General features: G+C 63.0%; 23 protein-coding genes, 2 tRNA genes and 1 other RNA gene. 21 read left to right on the top strand and 5 right to left on the bottom strand.

All coding sequences use genetic code 11. The annotated features are described in order from the left end of the window. Nucleotides 1–7: 7 nt before the first annotated feature. The 10 genes from rlmH (at nucleotide 8) to AT984_RS05000 (ending at nucleotide 7,355) form a co-directional block, all read left to right on the top strand. A complete protein-coding gene (rlmH, locus tag AT984_RS04955; protein WP_058719146.1) occupies nucleotides 8–475 on the top strand; it encodes a 23S rRNA (pseudouridine(1915)-N(3))-methyltransferase RlmH in 468 nt (155 codons plus the stop codon). Nucleotides 476–494: 19 nt separating this feature from the next. Next, entirely contained in the window at nucleotides 495–1,100 is a 606-nt protein-coding gene (locus tag AT984_RS04960; protein WP_058719147.1) for a Maf family protein, read from the top strand. 75 nt (nucleotides 1,101–1,175) lie between these two features. Then, on the top strand, nucleotides 1,176–2,666 hold the full coding sequence (rng, locus tag AT984_RS04965; RefSeq protein WP_058719148.1) for a ribonuclease G: 1,491 nt from the start codon (nucleotides 1,176–1,178) through the stop codon (nucleotides 2,664–2,666). A 255-nt stretch (nucleotides 2,667–2,921) separates the two neighbouring features. Beyond that, nucleotides 2,922–4,238 carry a Tol-Pal system beta propeller repeat protein TolB gene (gene tolB, locus AT984_RS04970; protein WP_058722096.1) on the top strand — a complete coding sequence of 439 codons (1,317 nt, stop codon included), beginning with the start codon at nucleotides 2,922–2,924 and terminating at the stop codon, nucleotides 4,236–4,238. An 89-nt stretch (nucleotides 4,239–4,327) separates the two neighbouring features. Next, entirely contained in the window at nucleotides 4,328–4,876 is a 549-nt protein-coding gene (gene pal, locus AT984_RS04975; protein ID WP_058719149.1) for a peptidoglycan-associated lipoprotein Pal, read from the top strand. A 1-nt stretch (nucleotide 4,877) separates the two neighbouring features. Beyond that, nucleotides 4,878–5,660, top strand: coding sequence for a tol-pal system protein YbgF (gene ybgF / locus AT984_RS04980; protein ID WP_058719150.1), 783 nt, complete (start codon nucleotides 4,878–4,880; stop codon nucleotides 5,658–5,660). An 85-nt stretch (nucleotides 5,661–5,745) separates the two neighbouring features. Further along, complete coding sequence (locus tag AT984_RS04985) at nucleotides 5,746–6,567, top strand: tRNA threonylcarbamoyladenosine dehydratase (protein WP_231741526.1); 822 nt, start codon at nucleotides 5,746–5,748, stop codon at nucleotides 6,565–6,567. Between the two features lie 53 nt (nucleotides 6,568–6,620). Continuing rightward, a tRNA-Lys gene (locus AT984_RS04990) sits at nucleotides 6,621–6,696 on the top strand. A gap of 91 nt (nucleotides 6,697–6,787) precedes the next feature. Next, a tRNA-Lys gene (locus AT984_RS04995) sits at nucleotides 6,788–6,863 on the top strand. A gap of 153 nt (nucleotides 6,864–7,016) precedes the next feature. Next, nucleotides 7,017–7,355, top strand: a complete 339-nt coding sequence (locus tag AT984_RS05000; protein WP_058719152.1) for a rhodanese-like domain-containing protein — start codon at nucleotides 7,017–7,019, stop codon at nucleotides 7,353–7,355. Nucleotides 7,356–7,613: 258 nt separating this feature from the next. Here AT984_RS05000 and ffs read toward each other — a convergent pair. Beyond that, nucleotides 7,614–7,710, bottom strand: an RNA gene (gene ffs, locus AT984_RS22360) — signal recognition particle sRNA small type. A 55-nt stretch (nucleotides 7,711–7,765) separates the two neighbouring features. After that, complete coding sequence (locus AT984_RS05005; RefSeq protein ID WP_058719153.1) at nucleotides 7,766–8,902, bottom strand: AIR synthase-related protein; 1,137 nt, start codon at nucleotides 8,900–8,902, stop codon at nucleotides 7,766–7,768. A gap of 44 nt (nucleotides 8,903–8,946) precedes the next feature. Here AT984_RS05005 and dnaX point away from each other — a divergent pair, with 44 nt between their 5' ends. The 4 genes from dnaX to AT984_RS05025 all read left to right on the top strand — a co-directional run bounded on the left by dnaX (nucleotide 8,947) and on the right by AT984_RS05025 (nucleotide 12,769). After that, a complete protein-coding gene (gene dnaX / locus AT984_RS05010; protein WP_058719154.1) occupies nucleotides 8,947–11,211 on the top strand; it encodes a DNA polymerase III subunit gamma/tau in 2,265 nt (754 codons plus the stop codon). Nucleotides 11,212–11,263: 52 nt separating this feature from the next. Further along, entirely contained in the window at nucleotides 11,264–11,590 is a 327-nt protein-coding gene (locus AT984_RS05015; protein WP_058722097.1) for a YbaB/EbfC family nucleoid-associated protein, read from the top strand. Nucleotides 11,591–11,729: 139 nt separating this feature from the next. Continuing rightward, nucleotides 11,730–12,311: a recombination mediator RecR gene (recR, locus tag AT984_RS05020; RefSeq protein WP_058719155.1), complete on the top strand. Its 582-nt coding sequence runs from the start codon at nucleotides 11,730–11,732 to the stop codon at nucleotides 12,309–12,311. A 65-nt stretch (nucleotides 12,312–12,376) separates the two neighbouring features. Next, nucleotides 12,377–12,769, top strand: a complete 393-nt coding sequence (locus AT984_RS05025) for an MAPEG family protein (protein ID WP_058719156.1) — start codon at nucleotides 12,377–12,379, stop codon at nucleotides 12,767–12,769. Between the two features lie 59 nt (nucleotides 12,770–12,828). Here AT984_RS05025 and AT984_RS05030 read toward each other — a convergent pair whose 3' ends face one another. Both AT984_RS05030 and gloB read right to left on the bottom strand, forming a co-directional pair. Beyond that, complete coding sequence (locus AT984_RS05030; RefSeq protein WP_231741527.1) at nucleotides 12,829–14,484, bottom strand: transglycosylase SLT domain-containing protein; 1,656 nt, start codon at nucleotides 14,482–14,484, stop codon at nucleotides 12,829–12,831. Beyond that, nucleotides 14,463–15,281 (bottom strand): hydroxyacylglutathione hydrolase, encoded by an 819-nt coding sequence (gloB, locus tag AT984_RS05035; RefSeq protein WP_058719157.1) that lies wholly within the window; start codon nucleotides 15,279–15,281, stop codon nucleotides 14,463–14,465. The genes AT984_RS05030 and gloB overlap by 22 nt, the downstream gene beginning before the upstream one ends. A 26-nt stretch (nucleotides 15,282–15,307) precedes the next feature. Between gloB and AT984_RS05040 the strand changes: the two genes are divergently transcribed. From AT984_RS05040 to AT984_RS05070, 7 genes are all read left to right on the top strand, one after another. Further along, a complete protein-coding gene (locus AT984_RS05040) occupies nucleotides 15,308–16,081 on the top strand; it encodes a class I SAM-dependent methyltransferase (protein WP_058719158.1) in 774 nt (257 codons plus the stop codon). 50 nt (nucleotides 16,082–16,131) lie between these two features. Continuing rightward, on the top strand, nucleotides 16,132–16,575 hold the full coding sequence (gene rnhA, locus AT984_RS05045) for a ribonuclease HI (RefSeq protein WP_058719159.1): 444 nt from the start codon (nucleotides 16,132–16,134) through the stop codon (nucleotides 16,573–16,575). A gap of 163 nt (nucleotides 16,576–16,738) precedes the next feature. Continuing rightward, nucleotides 16,739–17,977 (top strand): efflux RND transporter periplasmic adaptor subunit, encoded by a 1,239-nt coding sequence (locus AT984_RS05050; RefSeq protein WP_231741528.1) that lies wholly within the window; start codon nucleotides 16,739–16,741, stop codon nucleotides 17,975–17,977. Between the two features lie 7 nt (nucleotides 17,978–17,984). Next, nucleotides 17,985–21,050 (top strand): efflux RND transporter permease subunit, encoded by a 3,066-nt coding sequence (locus tag AT984_RS05055; RefSeq protein WP_058719160.1) that lies wholly within the window; start codon nucleotides 17,985–17,987, stop codon nucleotides 21,048–21,050. A gap of 155 nt (nucleotides 21,051–21,205) precedes the next feature. Next, entirely contained in the window at nucleotides 21,206–22,738 is a 1,533-nt protein-coding gene (locus AT984_RS05060) for an ABC transporter substrate-binding protein (RefSeq protein WP_058719161.1), read from the top strand. 58 nt (nucleotides 22,739–22,796) lie between these two features. Next, on the top strand, nucleotides 22,797–23,366 hold the full coding sequence (gene dcd, locus AT984_RS05065) for a dCTP deaminase (protein ID WP_058719162.1): 570 nt from the start codon (nucleotides 22,797–22,799) through the stop codon (nucleotides 23,364–23,366). A 106-nt stretch (nucleotides 23,367–23,472) separates the two neighbouring features. Beyond that, nucleotides 23,473–23,826, top strand: a complete 354-nt coding sequence (locus AT984_RS05070; protein ID WP_058719163.1) for a hypothetical protein — start codon at nucleotides 23,473–23,475, stop codon at nucleotides 23,824–23,826. A gap of 97 nt (nucleotides 23,827–23,923) precedes the next feature. Here AT984_RS05070 and AT984_RS05075 read toward each other — a convergent pair whose 3' ends face one another. Beyond that, a complete protein-coding gene (locus tag AT984_RS05075) occupies nucleotides 23,924–24,187 on the bottom strand; it encodes a hypothetical protein (protein WP_058719164.1) in 264 nt (87 codons plus the stop codon). Between the last annotated feature and the right edge of the window lie 228 nt (nucleotides 24,188–24,415).

Consider the following 24,415-nt stretch of genomic DNA (forward strand, 5'->3'; position numbering starts at 1 on the left):
CTAGCGCATGCGTTTGTATTTGGTGGCCGTGGGCCAGCGTCAGCCGGCCTGGGCCGATAGTGCGTATGAGGACTTCGCCAAGCGCTTCCCACCCGAGATGCGCCTGGAGTTGAAGGCGGTGAAGGCCGAGACGCGCGGCAGTAAAACGGCGGAGCAGTTGATGACTGCCGAAGCTGCCCGCATCGAAGCCGCCCTGCCCAAGGGCGTGCGCCGCGTCATCCTGGATGAACGTGGCGAGCGCCGCACCAGCATGCAGCTGGCCGAGCGCATGAAGCTGTGGATGGGTGATGGCCGCGATGTGGCCTTGATCATCGGCGGCCCGGACGGGCTGGCGCCCGCCCTCAAAGCCACCGCCGATGAAACCCTGCGCCTGTCAGACCTGACCTTGCCCCATGCCTTTGCCCGCGTCTTGCTGGCTGAAGGCCTGTACCGGGCCTGGACGGTGATGACCGGCCACCCCTATCACCGCGAATAAGAGAAGGTCAGCGCACGCCATGTCGTTTGAATTCATCTACCTGGCATCGCAAAGCCCACGCCGCCGCCAGTTGCTGGAGCAGCTGGGTGTGCGCTACGAGCTGCTGCTGCCCGGTCCCGAGGAAGACGCCGAAGCGCTGGAGTTGGTGCTGCCGGACGAAGACCCTGAAGCCTATGTGGCCCGGGTGACGCAGGCCAAGCTGGCGGCGGCGCTGGCGCGCCGGGAAGCACGCGGCTTGCCGCTCGCGCCAGTGCTGTGCTCAGACACGACAGGGGCCCTTGACCGGCAAATCCTGGGCAAGCCGCTGGACGCCGATGAAGCCTTGCAAACCCTGGAGCTGCTGGCCGGGCGCCGTCACCGCGTCATCACTGCCGTGGCCGTGGGCTTGCCGACGCAGCAGACAGCGGGCTTGAGCGTATCGACGGTGGACTTTGCCGAGGTCGGCTCCGAGCAATTGCGCCGCTATGTGGCCAGCGGTGAGCCTTTTGGCAAAGCCGGTGCTTACGCGATTCAAAGTCAGGCCGCAGCCTGGATTTCTCGCATCGAGGGCAGCTATTCAGGCATCATGGGCTTGCCGCTGTTCGAGACGGCCCAGTTGCTCAAGCAATTCGGTTTGCATTTTTGATGTTGTGAATTTTGTCGTCTGCCCGTGCATCGTATGGAAGCCGGGCAAACGACAGCATTCAAGGTTCGAGAGCCCATGGAAGATATTCTGATCAACTGGACGCCCCAGGAGACCCGCGTTGCCGTGGTCGAAAACGGCGCGGTGCAGGAGCTTCATGTCGAGCGCACCCTGGAACGCGGCCTGGTGGGCAATGTCTACCTCGGCAAAGTAGCGCGGGTCTTGCCCGGCATGCAGTCCGCCTTCATTGACATCGGCCTGGAGCGCGCCGCGTTCTTGCACGTGGCCGACCTCTATGTCGCAGGCTCGACCGGCCAGCACCGCAGCAGCCACCATGCCGATGCGGGGGTGGCCACGCCGATTGAGCGGCTCTTGTTCGAGGGTCAGACCTTGACCGTGCAGGTCATCAAGGACCCCATCGGCACCAAGGGCGCGCGCCTGTCGTCGCAAATCAGCATCGCCGGGCGCATGCTGGTGTTTTTGCCGCAAGACGATCACATCGGTATCTCGCAAAAGATCGGCTCGCCCGAGGCGCGTGAAGCCTTGCGCAGCCGGGTGCAGGCCTTGGTCGGAAAGCCGGAGGACGGCGGCGGCGGTGGCTTCATTCTGCGCACCAATGCCGAAGACGCCAGCGACGAAGAGCTGGGCGCCGACATTGCCTATCTGCGCCGCGCCTGGAGCCGCATCCGTGAGAAGGCTTTCAATTCGCCCCCGGCCAGCTTGCTGCATCAGGACCTGAGCCTGGTGGAGCGGGTGCTGCGCGATTTGGTCAACGAACACACCGGCTCCATTCGCATCGACTCCAAGCTGCAGTTCGATGTCTTGCACGGTTTCGGCGAGACCTTTATGCCGGCCGCCACCGCCAAGCTAGAGCATTACCGCGGCGAGCGACCGATCTTCGACCTCAACAATATCGATGCCGAGATTGGCCGGGCGATGGCGCGGCGGGTGGACTTGAAGTCGGGCGGCTATCTGATCTTTGATCAGACCGAGGCCATGACCACCATTGACGTCAATACCGGCGGCTTTGTCGGTGCGCGCAATTTTGACGACACCATTTTCAAGACCAATTTGGAGGCGGCCGGCACCATCGCGCGCCAGCTGCGCCTGCGCAATTTGGGCGGCATCATCATTGTCGACTTCATCGACATGACGCGGGACGAGCACAAATCGGCCGTGCTGAGTGAATTCCGCAAGCAGTTGGCCAAGGACCGCACCAAGGTCACCCTGGGTGGCTTCACCCAGCTGGGCTTGGTGGAGATGACGCGCAAGCGCACGCGGGAATCGCTGTCGCGCATGCTGTGTGAACCTTGCCCGACTTGCGAAGGCCGCGGGCAGGTCAAAACAGCCCGCACCGTCTGCTACGACATCATGCGCGAGATCTTGCGCGAGGCACGCCAGTTCTCGCCCAAGGAGTTCCGCATCGTGGCCGCGGCGAACGTGGTGGAGATGCTGCTGGACGAAGAGAGCCAGCATCTGGCGGGTTTGTCGGACTTCATCGGCAAGCCGATCTCGCTGACGGCCGAGCCCTCGAACCAGACCGAGCATTACGACATCGTGCTGATGTAGCGCTGTGCGCTTGTCAGCCGCCTCGGTACAAAGTGCCAACACTTTTGGCACCATGTCGGCAACTTGGGCGTAGGGCTGGGCGCGATAATGATCGGCGTTGAGGTTGGCCGCATGGGCCGGGGCCGGCCGCAATTCATAGCAACAGACAGAAACAAGCCTACAGCTTGTGCCTGTCTTGCTAGTGCAGAATAGCGAGAGTTGTCGCCGCCGGTGGTTTGAACCGGATTGTTCACCTGGCCCCGCAAACATCCCTGCATGACATTCCGTTCTCCTCAGAATTTCCTCTTGTCACGGCGCGCTGCTTTGGGCGGTTTGGCGAGTACCGCAGCGCTTTCATTGGCGACTTTTGCCCGTCCTGCGCAAGCGCAGTTCCGCGTCGATATTTCCGGCGTTGGCGGCAGCCAAATCCCGATTGCCCTGCCTGAGTTCCGCGATGAGTCGCGCAGCGGCCAAGCCGTGGCGTCCATCATTCGTGCCGACCTGGAGCGCAGCGGCCAGTTCCGCATCATCGATGCGCCGGCTGGCCTGTCTGAGACTTCTTCGCCCGCCTGGAGTGAGTGGCGTGGCCGCAATGCGGACGCCTTGGCGGCCGGCTCGGCCAACCGCTTGGCTGATGGCCGCATCGACCTGCGCTTCAAGCTGTGGGATGTGGTCAAGGGCCAGGACATGGGCGGCGAAGCCCATGCGGTGACGCCTGAAGATGTGCGTCTGGCGGCCCACCGCATCGCCGACACCATTTACCAAAAGCTGACCGGCGAGCGCGGCGTGTTTGCCACCCGCATGGCCTATGTCACCAAGGCCGGTGGCCGTTATGCCTTGCGCATCACCGATTCGGACGGCGAGGGCGGCCAAGTGGCTTTGGCAAGCCCTGACCCCATCATTTCACCGGCTTGGTCACCGTCAGGCCGCGAACTGGCCTATGTGTCCTTCGAGGCCCGCAAGGCCGTGGTCTGGATTCAAGACTTGTCCACCGGCAAGCGCCGCGTGCTGGCCGACTTCCGAGGCAGCAATAGCGCGCCGACTTTTTCGCCCGATGGCCAGCAAGTGGTGCTGACGCTGTCGCGCGAGGGCGGCTCGCAACTCTTCATCATGAACCGCGACGGGGGTGGCTTGCGCCGCCTGACGCAAAGCTCGGCCATCGACACCGAGGCCGCGTTCTCGCCCGATGGTCGCTCGCTCTACTTCGTCAGCGACCGTGGCGGCAGCCCGCAGATCTACCGCATGGCCTTGGCCGGTGGCGGCGCCGAGCGCGTGACCTTCAACGGCGCCTACAACATCAGCCCGGCCATCAGCCCGGACGGCCGCAGCATGGCCTACATCACCCGCTTGGGTGGCGGTGCGTTCCGGCTCTGCGTGATGGATCTGGCCAGCGGCGTGGTGCAGCAGATCAGCGACAGCAATGATGATGAAAGCCCTAGCTTCTCACCCAACGGCCGCTTGCTGGTCTACGCCACCCGTGCGGCCGGCCGCGATGTGCTGATGACCAGCACGCTCGACGGCAAGATCAAAGCCAAGCTGATTTCCACCCTGGCCGATGTGCGCGAGCCCGTGTGGGGCCCGTTCACCCGTTGAGGGCTGATTGCCCAACCAATTTTTTGCCCCATCCGGGGTGCCTCATCACTGACCGCAATTGCTTGCGAATATAAAAAGGAGTGTTTTCAATGAAACTGAACGCGAATCTGAGTCGCTATGCCCTGTCTCTGCTGGCCGCCGCTGCGCTGGTTGGTTGCGGTTCCGCCGTCAAGCTGGATGAGCCGGCACCTGTCGAGACCCGCCCTGTCACGGCCTCGACCAGCAATACTGGCAACGCCAACACCCAGCCTATGGCTGAGTCCACCGTGAAGACCGTGGACCTGGGCGCGCAGCTGACCGCTGCTGTGGCCAACCAGCGCGTGGTGTATTTCGACTTTGACAGCTACACCGTCAAGGAAGACAACCGCGGCCTGATCGACGCGCACGCCAAGCGCTTGAACAACGACCGCAAGTTGTCGCTGAACCTGGAAGGCCATACCGACGAGCGCGGCGGACGTGAGTACAACCTGGCTCTGGGCCAAAAGCGTGCTGAGGCCGTGGCCAAGTCGCTGACCCTGCTGGGCGTGAACGCCAACCAGGTTGAAGCCGTCAGCTTCGGCAAAGAGCGTGCCGCTGACGCCGGCCACGACGAAGCCGCATGGGCGAAGAATCGCCGCGTTGAGCTGAAGGACAAGTGAAATGAGCTTGCTGCGTTCGCGCGGGTCTTGGGCATTGGTGCTGGCGCTGGCGGCGGGTTGTTCGCTGAGCCTGCCGGCCAATGCCGGCTTGTTTGAAGACGAGGATGCTCGCAAAGCCATCATCGAGTTGCGTACCCGTGCTCAGCAGAGCGAGGATGCGCAGCGCCAGATGAACACCCAGTTGCAAAACCAGGTGGAGCCTCTGCGGCGCAGCGTGCTGGATCTGAATGCGCAGATCGATGTCTTGCGCAGCGAGATTGCCAAGCTGCGCGGCCAGAACGAACAGCTGGCGCGTGACCTGTCGGAAACGCAGCGCAAGCTGAACGACCAGGCGCAGGCCTTGGACTCGCGCTTGAAGCCGCTGGAGCCGCAAAAGGTCAGCCTGGATGGCCGCGAGTTTCAGGTCGACCCCGAAGAGCGCCGTCAGTACGACGCGGCCATGGGCTTGGTGCGGCGCGGCGATTTCGCCGAAGCCGCCAACGCCTTCGCCAGCTTCGGCAAGCGCTTCCCGGCCAGCGGCTACAGCGACTCGGTGCGTTTCTGGTTGGGCAATGCCCTGTACGGCAAGCGCGACTACAAAGAGGCGATTGCCACCTTCAAGGCATTCATCTCCGGCAACCCCGAGCATCCGCGTGCCGCTGAAGCCTTGTTGGCTTTGGCGAACTGCCAGATCGAGCTGAAGGATGCCAAGGCCGCCCGCCGCAGCCTGGAGGACCTGATCAAGGCCTATCCCGCTAGCGAGGCCGCCAAGGCCGCCAAGGAGCGCATGGCTGCGCTGCGTTGATCAAGCGCTGCTCGCCAGCGTCAAAAATGCTTTCAAGGGCCCTGCATGCAGGGCCCTTTCTTTTGTGCGCCACTAAAATCCAGCCATGCTTGAACCTCATGTGATGACCCCCGCCAGCCTGGACCAGGATCCTCTTGATGCTGCCGATGCGGAGCGCCGCTTCGGTGGCTTGCGCCGGCTCTACGGGGCTTCGGCCTACACCCGGCTTCGCAATGCGAATGTGGCTGTCGTGGGCTTGGGCGGTGTGGGTTCTTGGGCTGTTGAGGCCTTGGCCCGTTCCGGCGTGGCCTCGCTAACGCTGATCGATTTGGATCAGGTGGCTGAGTCGAATATCAATCGCCAGGTGCAAGCGCTGGGCAGCACCGTCGGCATGGCCAAGGCCGAGGCCTTGCGCCAGCGTGTGGCCGACATTCACCCGGGCTGCCATGTGAGGGTGATTGAGGAGTTTGTTGACGAAGCGAACTGGCCAGGGCTCTTGGGCGAGGATGCAGGGCTGGACGGTGTCATCGACGCTTGTGACCAAGTGCGCGCCAAAGCGGTGATGGCTGCCTGGGCGCGAAGCCGAGGCTTGCCTTATGTGACCGTTGGCGCGGCTGGCGGCAAACGTGAGCCGAGCTTGTTGAGCGTGGCGGACCTGGCGGATGTGACGCATTGCCCCTTGTCTGCATCTCTGCGCCAGCGCTTGCGTCAGCAATATGCCGCGCCGCGCAAGGGCAAGCTTGGCGTGTCCTGCGTGTTCTCGCGTGAGGCCGTGCACCTGCCGCAGCAAGAGGAGGGCGAGGCTTGCGATGTGGACGGCAGCCTCAACTGCCACGGCTACGGTTCCAGCGTGATGGTGACCGCCAGCTTCGGCATGGCGGCCGCCGCCGAGCTGGTCAAAAAGATTCTTGAAAGAAATTTTGAATAAGTTCTTGCACTCGACATGAATTCGGTATTAGAATCATAGGCTTCGCAAGGTTCGGGTCGTTAGCTCAGTTGGTAGAGCAGCGGACTTTTAATCCGTAGGTCGCAGGTTCGAGTCCCGCACGACCCACCAGAATTTAGTGTGAAATTAGTATGTAATACTAAAAAATTCATGCTAGAATGTGAAGCTCGGAAACGTTGAGAAATTAACGAATTCGAATGTAGGGCTCTTAGCTCAGTTGGTAGAGCAGCGGACTCTTAATCCGTAGGTCGAGTGTTCGAGTCACTCAGGGCCCACCAAAATTAAGATTGGATAAAGCACCGAATGCGTAAGCACTCGGTGCTTTTTTCATTGTGCATTTAATTTTGAATCTGGGTTTCGCATCTTCTTTTGCGGCCGCGCTACTCTTAAAGTTTGGCTTTGGTTCTTTGTCTTGCCTGAGGCTTGGCCCTATGAAAAAGATCGTCCTGCTGGCTTCGCTTGTATTCAGCGCGCTTGTCGCGCAGGCGAAGGATGTTGTTATTGATGTGCGAAGCGCGGCGGAGTATGCCGAAGGCCATGTGAGTGGCGCACTCAATATCGAGCACAGTGAAATCGCCAAAGAGATTTCAAAGTTCAATATTGCCAAGGACGACAAGATTGTCTTGTATTGCCGATCCGGACGGCGTTCTGCCATTGCTCTGGAATCACTCAAGCAACTCGGTTATTCGAGGCTTGAGAATTACGGCGGCTTGGAGGAGGCGCGCCAGCGATTGAAGCAGGCTGAGGCGTCAGACGGCCCTCGAAACTAGTGCGGTGCTGTGCCTGGCCCTTTGTTGAGGTGCTGGGCTTGATGGTTCGCTTGATGACGAGGCGCGGGTTCGCTGGTCAATTGCCAGGCGGCCGATTGGCGAATGCTTGCTGCCTGTGCCGTGTTGGCGCATCGCAAGTATGTGAGGCAGTTTGGGTGGGGTGGATCAATGCCCACCGGCGATTCATCGTGAAAGATGTCGCCAAGTTCCAGCAGCTGGGGCGATGCTGGTCCCATTGGGAGGGTATGGGAAGGTGGGGTTGACGAGCCTTGCCCCGGCACTGGTCACAACGGTTAGGGCTGCTTGGTTCCCCATCTGACCCGGTTGGCCGCGCTTCCATGCGAGGAGGCCCGTCAAAGCGCATTGTAGCCGAGGCGCAGGGCGGCCTCGGCCAATTGCCTTAGTTCATTTCAGCGAAGTTGCAAATCGTCGTCGCTGAAGCGAATGTTCAGCGGCTCGATCAGCAGCTGTTTTTCGCCTTCTTCCAGCTGGCCCGCCACCCAGGCATCAATGCCGCAGGCCTTGGAAATTTCAACTGTGCGAGCAGCGTCCGCAGCGGGCACGAAGATGGCGAAGCCCGCGCCCATATTCAGCGTGGAATAGGCCTCGCGGTCGTCTTGCTTGGCGTGTTCTTGCATGAACTTCAGCACCGGCGTGACGGGCGGCACGGTGTGAATGCGGTAAGTGAACTTGCCTTGGTGGCGCAGCAGCTTGCGCCAGCCGTGGCCGGTGATATTGGCGCAGTAATGAGGCTGGATGCCGGCCTTGAACAGGGCCTCAGTGACCGGCGAGTAAAGCGTTGTGGGCGCCAGCAAGGCGTCGCCATAGCTCAGGCCAGGTTCGATTTCGGTCAGATAGCCTTGGGGCAGGCGCTCGACCAGTTTGCGCGCCAGACTCAGGCCGTTGGCGTGGATGCCGCTGGAGGCGAGCAACACGATGGCGTCGCCGGCGCCCAGCTTGTCGCCCACCGACAGGCGCTCCTTGGGGTTGATCAAGCCGGTGCAGGAGGCTGCCAGGTCGATGCGACCGGCTTCGACGATGCCTGCCAGAGCGGGCGTTTCGCCGCCGCCCCAAGCCACTTGGCAAACGTCGCAGGCGCGCTTCCAGCCTTCCACCAGGCTTTGGGCGCGTTGCTTGTCGCCGAACCAGTCGGAGCCGCCAGCTGCCCAGTAGGCTTGAACGACCAGAGGCGTGGCGCCGACTGTGATCAGGTCGTTGACGGCCATGGCGATGGTGTCTTGGGCGATGCCGTCGTAGTAACTCTTGCCGGTCAGCTGACGCATTTCGTCAGCCACCAAGGTCTTGGTGCCCAGGCATTCGACGATGGAGGCGATGTAGAAGGGGCCGACGTCAACCACATAGGCCGACTCACCGCGCGAGGCCAGCACCTCGCTGAAACCATGGCCGGCCAGATGGGCTCCGGTGGCCGCAGCGGCGCGTTGGGCGCTGATCTTTAGCGGGTCGATCAGGTCGTAATTGACACCGGCTTGTTCGTAGCTGAGGGTGTCATTCGCGGAGGAGGGGGAGGAGGGGGCGTGCGTGCTCATGGGGTTGGATTATCGGTCAGGTCCGAGCCTTTAGAATCCGGCGCATGAGTTACCAGGTTCTCGCGCGAAAGTACCGTCCCCACAGCTTTGAAGAGTTGGTGGGTCAGGAGCATGTGGTGCAGGCCTTGGCCAATGCATTGACGCAGCAGCGTCTGCATCACGCCTATCTGTTCACCGGCACGCGGGGCGTGGGCAAGACCACGGTCTCGCGCATCCTTGCCAAGAGCCTCAATTGCACCGGGCCGGATGGTCAGGGCGGCATCACCGCCACGCCTTGCGGCGTCTGCGATGCCTGCCGCGACATCGATGCCGGCCGTTTTGTGGATTATGTTGAGCTGGACGCGGCCTCCAATCGCGGCGTCGAGGAGATCTCGCAGCTGCTGGATCAGTCGGTCTACAAGCCGGTGATGGGCCGTTTCAAGGTCTACATGATCGACGAAGTCCACATGCTCTCGAACACCGCCTTCAACGCCATGTTGAAGACGCTGGAGGAGCCGCCGGACTATCTGAAATTCGTGCTCGCCACCACCGACCCGCAAAAAGTGCCGGTCACCGTGTTGTCGCGCTGCTTGCAGTTCAATCTGCGGCCGATGGCGCCGCAGACGGTGCTGAGCCATCTCACACAGGTCTTGCAGGCCGAGCATGTGGCGGCCGATGCGGGCTCGCTGCGCTTGATCTCCCGCGCTGCACGCGGTTCGATGCGCGATGCGCTGTCGCTGACCGACCAGGCGATTGCTTTTGGCGCCGGCAGCCTGGTGGAAGAGGGCGTGCGCCAGATGTTGGGCACGGTGGATCGTGGCCATGTGGTGGCGATTCTGGACGCCTTGATTGCGGCTGACGGCGCCGCCGTAGTGGCGCAGGCCGATGGTCTGCGCAGCCTGGGTTTGTCTGCGGCTGGCATGCTGGAGGATTTGGCGGGCTTGTTGCAGCAAATGGCTGTGGCCCAAGCCGCGCCTGGCGCCTTGATCGAATCCGACCCCGATACCGCCGAAGCCATGCGTCTGTCCGCCATGCTGCCGGCCGATGAAATTCAGCTGATGTACAGCATGGCCTTGCATGGCCGCCAAGAGCTGGCCCTGGCGCCGGACGAATATGCCGGCATGCTGATGGTCTTGCTGCGCATGCTCAGCTTCCGCCCTGCGGGAGGTTCGGGTTCTTCTAGTGGAGGCGGACAAGCGCTCGTGAAGCCTGCTGCGCGTCCCGTGGCCCGGTCGATTGCGGCATCAGCTGTTGCGACAACGGCTGCGCCCGCGGCGTCGTTTGCTAGCAATTCAGCGGCCGTTGTCCATGCCGCTGCGCCACGCGCTGACGCATCGGCGCAACCTGTGCAGATGGCGCCGATGCAAGCAGCCGCGACGTCCGCGACAGCCCCTGCCGCCGCGTCGCCAGAGGCTGAACCAGAACCCGAACCAGAGCCTGCTTCAGCCCCGGAGCCTTCGCCTGAACCCGCATCTGCAGCGGCACTGCCGCCGGTAGCGATGGCGGCCGGCTTGCAAGCGGCTGAGCCGGCTGCGCCGCCGTTCGTTGCCTCGGCAGCACCTGTTGCGTCTATTGCGCCTGTAGCTCCTGCTGCGGTGTCGGCGCCCGAGCAACCCCCGGCTCCGGCCCCAGCTGCGCCCGCCTTTCGCGCCCGCGCGCCCGAGGCGGACGCCAGCCACAGCGCACGCCTGCGTCCGCGCCCGGTGGTGCACAAGCCCGAGCCTGAGCCCGAGGATGATGTGCCGCCCTGGTTGGATGCCGCGCCGGCCGCCGACGATGAAGGCGGCGGAAGCCGGCCCTACGGCCCATCGGATTTGAATGATGGCGGTGAAGCGCAGGCAGAAGGCGAAGACTGGTCGCCCAGCGATCGTGTCCGTCCTTCGTCGGCCGAGCGCAATGCTTACCTCTCAACCGCAGGCGCAGACGTGCCCTTGCGGCCCACGGCGCTGGGCGAGCGCTGGGCTGAGCTGATCCGCCCGCTGGGCTTGACCGCCCTCACGCGTGAACTGGCCGTGCGCTCGGAGTGCGTGGGTTTCGAGCAGCAGGGTGAAATTCAGATCTGGCGCCTGCGTGTCGAGCGAGAATCGCTGCGCCAGCCCGCGCTGCGCGACAAGCTGCAAGCCGCGCTGGAAGCCGGTCTGCAGCAAAGCGTGCAAATCGAGATGGAGGCCGGCCAGGCCCATGATTCGCCCGCCCTGCGCGATGCGGCCGCCGCCCAGGCCAAGCAGCGTGCGGTGGAGCAAATCGTCATCAAAGACCCGCTGGCCCAGCAGTTGCTGGCTCAGTTCAAGACCGCACGCATCGTGCCGGGCTCAATCAAGGCGCACTGACACTCTCGGGTGTTGCTGAGCCATATTTTTTGAATTTAGAGGAGTATTGAAGATGATGAAGGGTCAACTCGCCGGCTTGATGAAACAAGCCCAGGCCATGCAAGACAACCTCAAGAAGGCGCAGGAGGAACTGGCTTTTGTTGAGGTGGAAGGCCAGTCCGGCGCGGGCTTGGTGAAGGTCTTGATGACTTGCAAGAATGACGTCAAGCGCGTCACCATCGACCCCAGCCTGCTGGCGGACGACAAAGACATGTTGGAAGACTTGGTGGCCGCCGCCTTCAACGATGCGGTGCGCCGTGCCGAAGAAGTCAGCGCCCAAAAGATGGGCAAGCTGACCGCCGGCATGCCCATGCCTCCGGGCATGAAGTTCCCCTTCTGATGACCTTGCCTTCATGCGCTCTGTGCCGCCCCGCCAATGGGGCGTGCTTGCTTGCGTGGCCACGCCGCCACGACGCTAGCTTTGGCTGCGGCAGGACTTTCGCAAGTGTTGGCGAGCGCGCTGCGGTGTTGCGGCGCGCATGACGGTTCTTGATCAGCTGATCGAGGCGCTCAAGCGCCTGCCCGGCGTGGGCCAGAAGTCGGCCCAGCGCATGGCTTATCACCTGCTGCAGCATGACCGCGATGGCGCGCGCAGCATGGCCTTGGCGCTGCAAGCGGCGGCCGAGCAAATCGGCCACTGCCAGCGCTGCCACACCTTCAGTGAAACGGCGCTGTGCAATATCTGCGCCGATGCTGGGCGCGATGCCAGCTTGTTGTGCGTGGTTGAGTCGCCGGCCGATCAGGCGGCGCTGGAGCGCAGCAATTCCTACAAAGGCTATTACTTCGTCTTGCTGGGCCGTGTGAGCCCGCTGGACGGCGTGGGCGTGCGCCAGATCGGCGCCGCTGAATTGCTGGCGCGTGCGGCGGAGGCCGGCGTTACCGAAGTCATTTTGGCCACCAGCTTCACGGCTGAGGGCGAAGCCACGGCCCATGTGTTGGCCGAGGCGCTGCGTTCCCGCGGCATTCGTGCCACGCGCTTGGCGCGCGGTGTGCCGGTGGGCAGCGAGCTGGAATATGTGGACTTGGGCACCATCGCCCATGCCCTGGTGGATCGCCGTTAGGGCGCTGCCCTCAATCCGGGCGCCTTTTCAAGGCGCCATTCCTTCCCTCCATCTGAAAAGCCGACATGACCCTTGCCAACACCGCCATCCTGATCGCTTGTTTGCTGCCCATCGTTTGCGCCTTGCTGGCCAAGGTCAAGGGCTTTTCGCGCATGGGCCGCAGCGACGGCTATGACAACAACAACCCGCGTGCCTGGTTGGCCAAGCAAAGCGGTTGGCAGGCACGTGCCAATGCGGCGCAGGCGAATAGCTTTGAGGCCTTGCCTCTATTCATTGCCGGCGTGCTGGTGGCCCAGCAAATGCATGCGCCGCAAGAGTTGGTGAACAACCTGGCGCTGGGCTTTGTGGCGGCGCGGGTGGTTTACATCGGCCTTTACGTCGCCAACCTGGCCACCTTGCGCTCGCTGGTGTGGGGAGCAGGCCTGGCATGCAGCGTCGCTCTGTTCTTCATCGCCTGAAGCAAAGCCTGAAACAAGCGTCGGCCCGGGATTGCTGCGCAATCGCCGGGCCGGCAAGTTCAGCGATGTGAGACTTGGCGAAAGCCGGTGTCGGCTGAGGCGGTGATGGAGCGGCCGCTGGGCTTGGCGTTGCTGCGAGCGGGCTTGCTGCTGGACTTGCTGGCGGTTTGCACATTGCGGCTCTTGGCAGGTTTTTGCTGCGCGAGCTTCTCGCTGCTGCGGCCTGTGGCGGTGTAGATCACCACGGTCTGGCCGGGCTTGAAGCGCGCTTTGGCATCCACCTTATTCCACTGCGCGACCTGCGAGGCGCTGAGGTTATAGCGTGCCGCCAGCGAGGCCACGGTGTCAGCCTTGCCGGCCTTGAGGCTGCGCTTTTGCAGCGGCGGCAGATCGGGGGCCAGAGCCAGGCTGGCGTTGTCGGCCAGGTGTTCGGAGACATCCTCTTGGCGCTGCGCGGAGCGTGGCACCAGCAAGGTGGAGCCCTGTTTGACCAGCATGCGCGGCGGGATCTTGTTGACGTCCAGCAACTCGGACTCGGCCATGCCGACCTGGCGCGCGGCCTCGGCCGACTTCATCGTGCGCGGCACAACCCAGGCCGTCCAGCTGGCCAGCGGGCCGCGGTGCGCGGCCAGATTGACCGCGAAGGCGCTCGCGTTGTCGTAGGGCAAGAGCACTTGCGTGGTCTTGGCCGCCAGCATCACCGGCTTGTTCATCTGTGGGTTGAATTGCTTGAACTCATCCACGCTCATGCCGGCCAGGCGGGCAGCCACGGCCAAGTCCATATCGCGGTCAATATTGACGCTCAGGAAATAGGGGTGGTTGGCCATGGGCGGCAGGGTCAGCGCGAACTTCTGCGGGTTCAAGACGATGTTCTTGACCGCTTGCAGCTTGGGGATGTAGTAGCGCGTTTCATCGGGCATGCGCAGGTTGTCGTAGTCGGTCGGCAGGCCGGCTTTTTGATTGCGCTCGATGGCGCGCTGCACATTGCCCTGGCCCCAGTTGTAGGCGGCCAGCGCGAGTTGCCAGTCGCCGCCGAACTTCTTGTTCAGGCGGCTTAAGTAATCCAGCGCGGCGCGGGTGCTGGCCAGCACATCGCGGCGGTCGTCACGGAAGATGTTTTGCTTGAGGTCGAAGTCACGGCCGGTGGCCGGCACGAACTGCCACATGCCCGAGGCCTTGGCGGTGGACATGGCTTGCGGGTTGAAGGCGCTCTCGATGAAGGGCAGCAGGGCCAACTCGGTGGGCATGCCGCGCTTTTCCACTTCTTCGATGATGTGGAACATATAGCGGCTGCCGCGCTCGGTCATGCGGGCCACGTAGTCGGGGCGGCTGCTGTAGTAGTTCTCGGCCTTGCGCACCAAATCGTTGTCCAGCTCTGGCATGGCAAAGCCGCTGCGCACCCGCACCCACAAGTCTTCGCGGGCCTGCAGGGCGTCCAGATCGATCACCATGCCGGGGTTCAGGCTGTCTTCCAGCAAGGCGCCGCCGGCCTCGCTGTTGGCTGCTGCCGGCAGGCCGGTCTTGGCGCTGGTGCTGCCGGAGGGGCTCCAGGTGCGCGCTTGCAGATGGCGATCACTGGGGGTAGTGGCGCCATTGCCCGCTGTGTCGGTGCTGGTGCTGGCGCATGCGCTCAAGAGCAGGCTGATCAGCGCCACCAGGGGCAGGGTGGCAGAATTTGGGCGGCTGTTTTTTATCATCGGAATTCGTTCTTCCATGCCCGCAAGCGGGCGAAAGTGGTGTCGGGGCTGAGTTCTGCGGGCGTCACCGATGGATGGATGCTGGCGGCCGCGGCAATCACGGCGGGTTCGCTGCAGCGCAGGAAGGGGTTGATCTGCAGCTCCAGCGCGAGGCTGGAGGGCAGGGTGGACAGGTCTTGCTCGCGCTGGGCGATGGCCCAGGTTTCATGCTCGGCCAGGGCCAGGTTTGCGGGCTCCACCGCGCGGGCGAAGCGCAGATTCGACAAGGTGTATTCGTGGGTGCAAAACACCCGGGTGGCGGCAGGCAGGGCGGCCAGCGTCTTTAAGGAGGCGTGCATCTGCGCCGCCGTGCCTTCGAACAGGCGGCCGCAGCCGGCCGAGAACAAGGTGTCGCCGCAGAACAGCGCGGGGGCGTCCGCATCGGCGGCGTGTTCCAGGAAGTAGGCGATGTGGCCGGCGGTGTGGCCAGGCACGTCGATGACCTGAAAGTGCAGGCCCAGCAAGTCCACGGTGTCGCCACCGTGCAGACCAATGCAAGGCTGCGGAATCACTTCGCTGGCGGGCCCGTAGACGGGGCCGTGCAGATGCGGGCGCAAGGCCTCAATGCCGCCCACATGATCGCCGTGGTGGTGCGTCACTAGAATGCCTGCCAGACGCAGGGAAAGGGCCGACAAGGCTTGCAGAACCGGGCTCGCGTCACCCGGATCGACGACGATGGCTTGTTGGCCGTCGTGAAGCATCCAGATGTAGTTGTCGCTGAAGGCTTTGATCGCCACAACCGTGCCAGTGAATGGGCGGCCTGCAACTAATTCCATACTGCCTTGTTCATGCGGCGAGATCCATGACACGCGAAGATTCGATTATAGAGTTGACCGACTGGTTACAGACCCCTCCCGGCCAGTATCTGCTGACCTGGGAGCAGTCGCGCTTCGATGAGGCCGTGGCCGATATTTTTGGCTTTCACGCGCTGCAGCTGGGCCTGCCCGAATTGGCCGGCCTGCGCAGCAACCGCATGCCGCACCGCTGGCTGGCCAGCGACGGCCCGCAGTGCGCACAAGCGACGCTGTTGTGCGACTTCGATGCCCTGCCTTTCGACAGCAATAGCCTGGACTTGCTATTGCTGCCGCACGCGCTTGAGCTTGCGCATGACCCTCACCAGGCGCTGCGCGAGGCCGAGCGGGTCTTGCGGCCCGAAGGGCGGCTCTTGATTTCGGGTTTGAATCCGGCCAGCTTGTGGGGCCTGAGGCAGAATCTCGGCTCCGTGCTGCCGGGCCAAGGCCCCATGTTCTTGCCCCAGGAGGGTGAGTTCATCGGCTACTGGCGCTTGCGCGACTGGTTGCGCTTGCTGAATTTTGAGGTTGATGCCGCGCAGTTTGGTGCTTACGCGCCGCCTTTGCGCAGCACGCGCTGGCTGCAACGCTGGTCCTGGGTGGAGGGCATAGGCTCTCGCTGGTGGCCGGTGCTGGGCGCGGTTTATTTTCTGGTGGCGGTCAAGCGGGTGCGCGGCATGCGCTTGGTCGGGCTGGAGCGTCAACGCAAAAAACAGCACCGGGTCGCGGCCGCGCCGGTGGTGGCTAGGCAGCATCACAAGAAGTCCATTTTCGAGAATCCATGAATCAAGCCCCTAGTCCTAGTCCGAGTACCCCCGGCGCCGCTGCGCCTGCCATGCCCAAGCCCGTGGTTGTGATCTACACCGACGGTGCTTGCAAGGGCAACCCCGGCCCCGGCGGCTGGGGCGCTTGGCTGAGTGCCGGTGGGCATGAGAAAGAGCTGTTCGGCGGCGAGGCCAACACCACCAATAACCGCATGGAGTTGACGGCCGTGATCGAGGCACTGGCCTCGCTCAAGCGGACCTGCCAGGTCACCGTCTTCACCGACAGCGAATATGTGCGCAAAGGCATGACCGAGTGGATCTCGGGCTGGCAGCGCCGTGGCTGGAAGACGGCCGATAACAAGCCGGTCAAGAACGCTGACCTGTGGCAGCGCCTGGACGCCTTGCGCAAGCTGCATCAAGTCGAGTGGCGCTGGGTCAAGGGCCATGCCGGCGACCCGGGCAATGAACGGGCCGACGGCCTGGCCAATCGGGGCGTGAGCCTGGCCGGGCGTTAATCCAAACAGCCACGCTGGCTGATTGATCTAGGCTGAGCGGGGCTGAGACTGCGCCATCACCGCCGTTCATGGCCAGCATCCGGTCTTTCATGACCCTTCATGCCACTGTTGGCTGGCTTTGCCTGCCAAAGCCCGTAGAGTCCGCGCTCGGAGAACCTCACGCATGACGCTGAACGAAAAGAATATGAAGCCAAAGTCCTGGGTCAAGCCCGTTGCCGTGCTCGCGCTGCTGCTTTTGGCCGGTGGCGCCTATTTCTGGCAGAACGGCGCGCCAAGTGCGCTGGGCGGTGCCAATGGCAAGCCAGACGCCAATGGCGGGGCGGCGCAGAAGAAGGGTGCCGCCAGCGCCATCGCGGTCGAAGCTGGCCGGGTCGAGGCGCTGGACTTGTCGGTGGACGCGCAAGCCGTGGGCACCCTGCGCGCACGCCAGTCGGTGACGCTCAAGCCTGAGGTTAGCGGCCGCATCACCAAGCTCGGTTTTGTGGATGGTCAGCGGGTGCGCCAGGGCCAGGTGCTGGTGCAGTTGGATGACAGCCTGCAAGCCGCGCAGTTACAGCAAGCCGAGGCGCAAGCCAGCATCGCGCGAACCAATCTGGCTCGTAACCGCGAGTTGCTGGCGCAAAGCTTTGTCAGTGCCAGCGTGGTGGATCAGGCCCTGGCGACTTTGCAAGTGGCTGAGGCGCAAGTGGCCCTGAGCCGCGCCCAGCTGGGCCGCATGCAGGTGCGCGCGCCTTTTGATGGCGTGGCGGGCATCCGTGCCGTCAATCTGGGCGATTACGTCAAAGATGGCAGCGACTTGATCGCGGTGGAAGACGCCTCCACCATGTGGGTGGACTTCCGCCTGCCCGAGCGTTTTGTGCCGCAACTCAAGCTGGGTCAAACGGTGGGCTTGAGCCTGGACGCCTTGCCGGGCCGCACGTTTACCGCCTTGGTCGAAGCGCTGGACACCACGCTGGAGGCCAATGGCCGCAGCCTGCTGGTGCGTGCCAAGCTGGCCGGCGCCCATGCCGAATTGCGCAGCGGCCTGTTCGCGCGTGTGCGGGTTGAGTTCTCCAAACATCAAAACGCCTTGCTGGTGCCGGAAGAGGCTTTGGTGCCCCAGGGCGGCAAGCAGTACATCATCAAGCTGGTGGCCGATGGCGCGGGTGGCTTCAAGGCCCAGCGCATCGAAGCCAAGCTGGGCCTGCGCATGCCGGGCAAGGTGGAATTGCTTGAAGGCGTGCAAGCCGGCGACCGGGTGGTGACGGCCGGGCAGAGCAAATTGCTCAAGGGTGAGGGTCAGGCCTTGACTGTGGTGGATGTGGACAAGCAGGGCAAGGCCCGCGGGGCGAGCCAAGCTTCTGCTGCGGCAGCCTCGGGCAGCGCTGCTACCAACCCACCCGCCAGCGCAGCCAGCAAGTGAGCCGCGCATGAAGATCTCTGAACTCTCCATCCGCCGCCCCGTCTTCGCGACGGTGATGTCGCTGCTGCTCTTGCTGGTGGGCCTGGTGTCCTTCGGCCGCTTGTCGCTGCGCGAGTACCCGCGCATCGACGAGCCGGTGGTGACGGTCAGCACCCGCTTGGTGGGCGCATCGAGTGAGGTGATCGAAGGGCAGATCACCAAACCGCTGGAAGACTCCATCGCCGGCATCGACGGGGTGGAGATCCTGACCTCCAGCTCGCGCACCGAAAACAGCCAGATCACTGCCCGCTTCAAGCTTGAAAAAAACCCCGATGTGGCCGCCGCCGATGTGCGCGACCGGGTCGCCCGGGTGCGCGGGCGCCTGCCTGATGCGGCCGATGAGCCGGTGGTGGCCAAGGTGGAAGCCGATGCGCAGCCCACCATCTGGATTGCGTTCTCCAGCGAAACGCTGAACCCGCTGCAGATCACCGATTTAGTGGAGCGCGTTGTCAAGCCGCGCTTGCAAACCATCACCGGCGTGGCCGATGTGCAGACCGGCGGCGACCGCAAATACGCCATGCGCATCTGGCTCGATGCCGACCGCCTGGCCGCCTACAAGCTGACCGTGCAGGATGTGGAAGACGCTCTGCGGCGCCAGAACCTGGAAGTTCCGGCCGGCCGCATCGAGAGCCAGCAGCGCGAATTCAGCGTGACGGCGCGCACCGACATCAACACGGTGGCCGAGTTTGCTGAGGTCATCGTCAAGCAAAGCAGCGGTGCGCCGGTGCGTTTGAAGGATGTGGCGCGGATCGAAGAGGCTGCGGCCAGCGAGCGCTCGCGGGTGCGCCTGAACGGTGTTCCCGCGGTCAGCCTGGGCGTGGTGCGCCAGGCGACAGCGAACCCGCTGGAGGTCTCGGCTGGGGTGCGCGAGATGCTGCCCAAATTGCAGCTCGATTTGCCTGACAGCATCAAGGTGCAGTTGGCCAATGACAACTCCATCTTCATTGACCGTTCGATCCAATCGGTCTATCACACCATCGCCGAAGCGGTGGTGCTGGTGGCCTTGGTGGTGTTTGTGTTCCTGCGCACGCTGCGCGCCTCCATCATCCCCTTGGTGACGATTCCGATCAGCTTGATCGGCAGCTTTGCGCTGATGGCCGCCGCCGGTTTCACCGTCAACACCTTGACCTTGCTGGCCTTGGTGCTGGCCATCGGCCTGGTGGTGGACGATGCCATCGTGGTGCTGGAAAACGTCTTCCGCCATATCGAAGAGGGCTTGGAGCCCTTTCAAGCTGCACTCAAAGGCGCGAAAGAAATTGCCTTCGCCGTGCTGGCCATGACCATGACCTTGGCCGCGGTGTTCGCGCCCCTGGCTTTCACGCCCGGCCGCACCGGGCGGCTGTTCGTTGAGTTCGCGCTGACCTTGGCCGGCGCCGTGGTGGTGTCGGGCTTTGTGGCGCTGACGCTCACCCCCATGATGTGCAGCAAGCTGCTGTGCCATAACCCCAAACCAACACGGTTTGACCAGGGCATGGAGCGGGTGCTGGTCGCCATCAGCGACAGCTACGCCCGCGCCTTGCGCCGGGCTTTGGGCATGCGTTGGGCAGTGGTGGCTTTGATGTTGGTGTCGGGCGCGGGCAGCTGGTATTTGTTCAGCACTGCCAAGTCCGAGCTGGCCCCGGTGGAAGACCGTGGCGTGGTCTTCATGCCCATCACCGGGCCGGATGGCGCGACCATGGAATTCACCGCCCGCTATCTGGACGCAGTGGACCGCATCGCCGCGGGCTACCCCGAATTTGACCGCGCGTTTTTGTTCGCCGGTGGCGCCACCGTGAACTCCGGCATTGCCATTTTGCGCACCGTGGACTGGGGCGACCGCACGCGCAGCACGCAAGAAATCGCCCGCAGCATGCTGCCGCAGGTTAATCTGCTGCCTGGCGTGCAAGCCTTCCCCATCACGCCTGCCAGCTTGGGTCAGGGTTTCCGTGAGCGGCCGATCAACTTTGTGGTGGTCACCAGCGACAGCTATGCGAATCTGGCCACGCTGACGCAAAGCTTCATGGCCGAGATGGCCAAGAACCCGGGCCTGATCCAGCCTGACAACGACCTGCGCCTGAATAAGCCCGAGCTCTTCATGGATGTGGACCGCGAGCGGGCGGCCGATCTGGGCGTGTCGGTGGACGCGATTGCGCGCACGGTTGAGACCATGTTGGGCAGCCGTGCGGTCACGCGCTACAAGCGCGGCGCCGATCAATACGATGTGATGGTGCAGACCGAGGCCGCCGGCCGCGCCACGCCCGAGCAGATTGAGCGTCTGTTTGTGCGTGGTCGTGGCGATGTGATGGTGCCGCTGAGCAGCTTGGTCAAGGTGCGCGAGGCGGTCAGCCCGCGCGAGTTGAACCACTTCAACCAACGCCGCTCGGTCGCCTTCACTGCCAATCTGGCGCCGGGCTATTCGCTCGGCGAGGGCCTGGCTTTCATGGATGCCACCGCCAAAAAGCTCTTGCCCTTGGGCTATGCCACCGAGTTGAACGGCGTGTCCCGCGAGTTCAAGAGCAGCAGCGGTGCGCTGGGCCTGGTGTTTGTGCTGGCGCTGCTCTTCATCTTCCTGGTGCTGGCGGCGCAGTTTGAGAGCTTCATCGACCCCTTCGTCATCATGCTGTCGGTGCCGCTGTCCATGGTGGGTGCACTGCTGGCGCTGAAATGGTCGGGCGGCACGCTCAATGTCTATTCGCAGATCGGCTTGATCACGCTGGTGGGCCTGATCACCAAGCATGGCATCTTGATTGTCGAGTTCAGCAATCAGCTGCGCCAGCAAGGCCGCTCGGTGATGGAGGCGGTGGTGGAAGCCTCTGCACTGCGCCTGCGTCCCATTTTGATGACCACAGGCGCCATGGTGCTGGGTGCCTTGCCTCTGGCGCTGGCCAGCGGTGCGGGGGCTGAGAGCCGCCAGCAAATCGGCTGGGTCATTGTGGGCGGCATGAGTTTGGGCACCTTGCTCACCCTGTTTGTTGTGCCCACCATGTACAGCTTGTTTGCGCGCAAGAGCACGCCCGGCGCCATCATGACGCCGGCGGTGGAGGGCGCGGACTAAGCGCGGCTGAGTTAAGGGTATTTATGACAGAGTCGCGGCTGGCGGCGCATGCGACCATGCAGCGCCTGCCACTTCGGGACTCTGCCGTGAAATTTGCTTGCCGTCGCTCGTCCCCTTTGCTTCTTGCTTTGGCTGTTTTGCTTACAGGCACGGTCATGTCAGCCAAGACGGCCCAGGCCGCGCCCGGCACTCTGCGCTTTTGCGCGCAAGGCAGCCCCAAGACCTTTGACCCGGCCAACACGGATTCGGGCGTCGATCACATTGCCACCTTGCCGATCTACTCGGGCCTGGTCGACAGCGATTTGGCCAGCGACAAGATCCTGCCCTCGCTGGCCGAGAGCTGGAGCATCAGTCCGGACGGCAAGACCTACCGCTTCAAGCTGCGCCAGGGCGTGAAGTTCCACAGCACGGCCTGGTTCAAGCCGACGCGTGACTTCAATGCCGACGATGTGCTGTTCACCTTCACCCGCTTGCTGGACCCCAAGAGCAGCTTTCAGAAGGCCTATCCCACCATCTCGCCCTATGTGCCTTCGCTGGGCTGGGACAAGCTGATCCTCAGCGTCGACAAGCTGGCCGAGGACGAGGTGCGGATCAAGCTCAGCGGCGTGGATGCCTCGTTTCTGGGGAGCTTGAGCTCACCCTTTGCCAGCATCCAGTCGGCCGAATATGCGGCTCAGCTGCTGCGCAGTGGCAAGCCCGGCCAAATCGCCACCCAGCCGGTGGGCACCGGCCCCTTTGTGTTCAAGAGCTTTCAGCCCGATAGCGTGATTCGTTACAGCCGCAATCCCAGCTACTTTTTGAAGGATGTGCCGCTGAGCGACAACTTGGTCTACGCCATCACCGTGGACCGTAACGTTAGAACCCAGCGCATCAAGCGCAATGAGTGCGATATCGCGCCCATCACCGGCTCGGTGGATCTGGCCGAGTTGCAACAAGACCCCGGCATCACCATCCAGTCCGCCCCCGGCATGAATATTGGCTTTCTGGCTTTCAATCTGAAAAAGCCGCCGCTGGACAAGCTGGCCGTGCGCCAGGCGCTGGACATGGCCATCGACAAGCCGGCCATCATCAAAACCGTGTTCGGCAAGGGTGGTGTGGTGGCTGATTCCTTCCTGCCCATGATCAACTGGGCGCATGACGGCTCGCTCAAAGCGCAGCCCTACGCGCCCGAGCAGGCGCGGGCGCTGCTGCAAAAAGCCGGGGTCAAAGACCTGAGCATCACGCTGTGGGCCATGCCGGTGCAGCGCTTTTACAACCCCAATGCCCAACTGATGGCGCAGATGATTCAAAGCGACTGGGCCAAGGTGGGCGTGCAGGCCAAGATCGTCACCTACGAGTGGGGTGAGTACCTCAAACGCATTGACGCTGGTGAGCATGACACCGCCTTGCTGGGCTGGAACGGCGAGGCCGAGCCCGCCAGCACGGCCGGCCAACTGAGTTGCGGCGCGGCAAGTGCCAGCTTCTTCTGCGACAAAGATTACGACGCCACCATTGCTGCGGCCAAGCAGACCTTGGATGTGGCCGAGCGCAAAAAGCTCTACGCCAAAGCCCAGCAGATCGCGATGAAGCAGTTGCCCTGGAGTCCGATTGCCAATGGGGCCATGAGTGTGGCCCTGCGCAAGAACGTGGTCGGCTTCAAGCTCGGTGTGGACGGCACCATCCGCTTTGATGGCGTGACCCTGCGCTGAGGCTCGCGGCCTGCCCGTAAAATCCGCGCCAGCACAGCAGACCAGAGAGAAGCCCCCGATGAGCATCAAGAGCGACAAATGGATACGCCGCATGGCCGAGCAGCACGGCATGATCGAGCCCTTTGAGCCCGGCCAGATCCGCGCCAACGCCGCCGGCGAGAAGATCGTCAGCTACGGCACCTCCAGCTATGGCTATGACATCCGCTGCGCGCCCGAGTTCAAGGTCTTCACCAATGTCTACAGCAGCGTGGTCGACCCCAAGAACTTCGACGAAAAAAGCTTCGTCGACATGGAAGGCGACCACTGCATCATCCCGCCCAATAGCTTTGCCTTGGCGCGCACGATGGAGTACTTCCGCATCCCGCGCAATGTGCTGACCATTTGCTTGGGCAAGAGCACCTATGCGCGCTGCGGCATCATCGTCAACGTCACGCCCTTCGAGCCCGAGTGGGAAGGCTATGTGACGCTGGAGTTCAGCAACACCACGCCGCTGCCGGCCAAGATTTACGCTGGCGAAGGTTGCGCGCAAGTGCTGTTCTTCGAGAGCGACGAAGTCTGCGAGACCAGCTACAAGGACCGCGGCGGCAAGTACCAGGGCCAGACCGGCGTGACCTTGCCGAAAACTTGAATGGAATCAGCCGGTGAAACACCGGCTTTTTGCGATTTAAGTTTGGCGCGAGCCCGGCATCATGAAGCTGTTCCTTGCTTCACCGCTTCTCTGCCGAGGCCGCCCCATGATCATCCCGCTGCACCTCATCCCTGACCATCAGCACAACGCTTTGCCGTTGTATGCCCTGGACGGCGTGGCCGTGGCGGTGGATCCGTCCCTGCGCCCGCAGCATCAGATGCTGGATCTGTGCATGCCCGTCGTCGGCCCCGCTGACCCGGCCGATTTGCAGCGCTTTCAGGCTTTGATGGCCGCAGACGGCGTCAGCGTGCAAGCCACCCGCATGATGTACGACCGCCTGTACGCCTGCGAGCGCCTAGCCCAAGGCCACGGCAGCGCCAACCCGGCTCTGCGTGACTTGGCGATGCACTTGTTCAATAGCTACCAGCAGGCCGGTGCATGGATTGGCTTGGTGCATTGAGGCGCTGAGCCCTCGCGTGCCGGCAAGCTCAAGCTTGCGCTTCCATAACTGAGCCCTCGATCGTCGAGGGCTTTGTCGTTTCTGGCCTGGCTACAGGTCAAAGTGCTGTCAACCAATCGCAGCGCAGGCGGCCTCTGCGATGCAGGCCGCGCCGCCAACTGGCGTAGCCGTTCGGCAGCACATAGCCAATCAGGCACAGGGGAAGCAGGGGCCAATCGTGCAGAAGCAGCAGCACCGGCAGCGATATCCAAGCCATCACCCAAGCCGTCAGCACCAGATCCCAAGCGTAAAGCTCTACCGGGTGGCGGGCTTGATGCAGCAGCAGCCAGCGCTTGATTTGGGTCAGTTGCAGCAGAGTCATACCCACCTCGCACAGCCAGATTGGAAGGCGGCGCGAAGCTGACAATTGTCAGTTTCGCGTCAGCCTCTTTATCCGCCATTTGAGGGTGAGTTGCTAGCCCTTTTTGGGTTATTTATTTTGGGTGCTTGGGCTTGAATTCAGCGCTGGACCTGGAAAGTGGCCCCAGCTTCAATCATGGCTTGATGGGCTTGAACTGCTAGCCCTTTCTTGGGGGTGCTATTTTTGGTG

This window comes from Paucibacter sp. KCTC 42545, assembly GCF_001477625.1.
Taxonomy (GTDB): Bacteria; Pseudomonadota; Gammaproteobacteria; order Burkholderiales; family Burkholderiaceae_C; genus Paucibacter_A.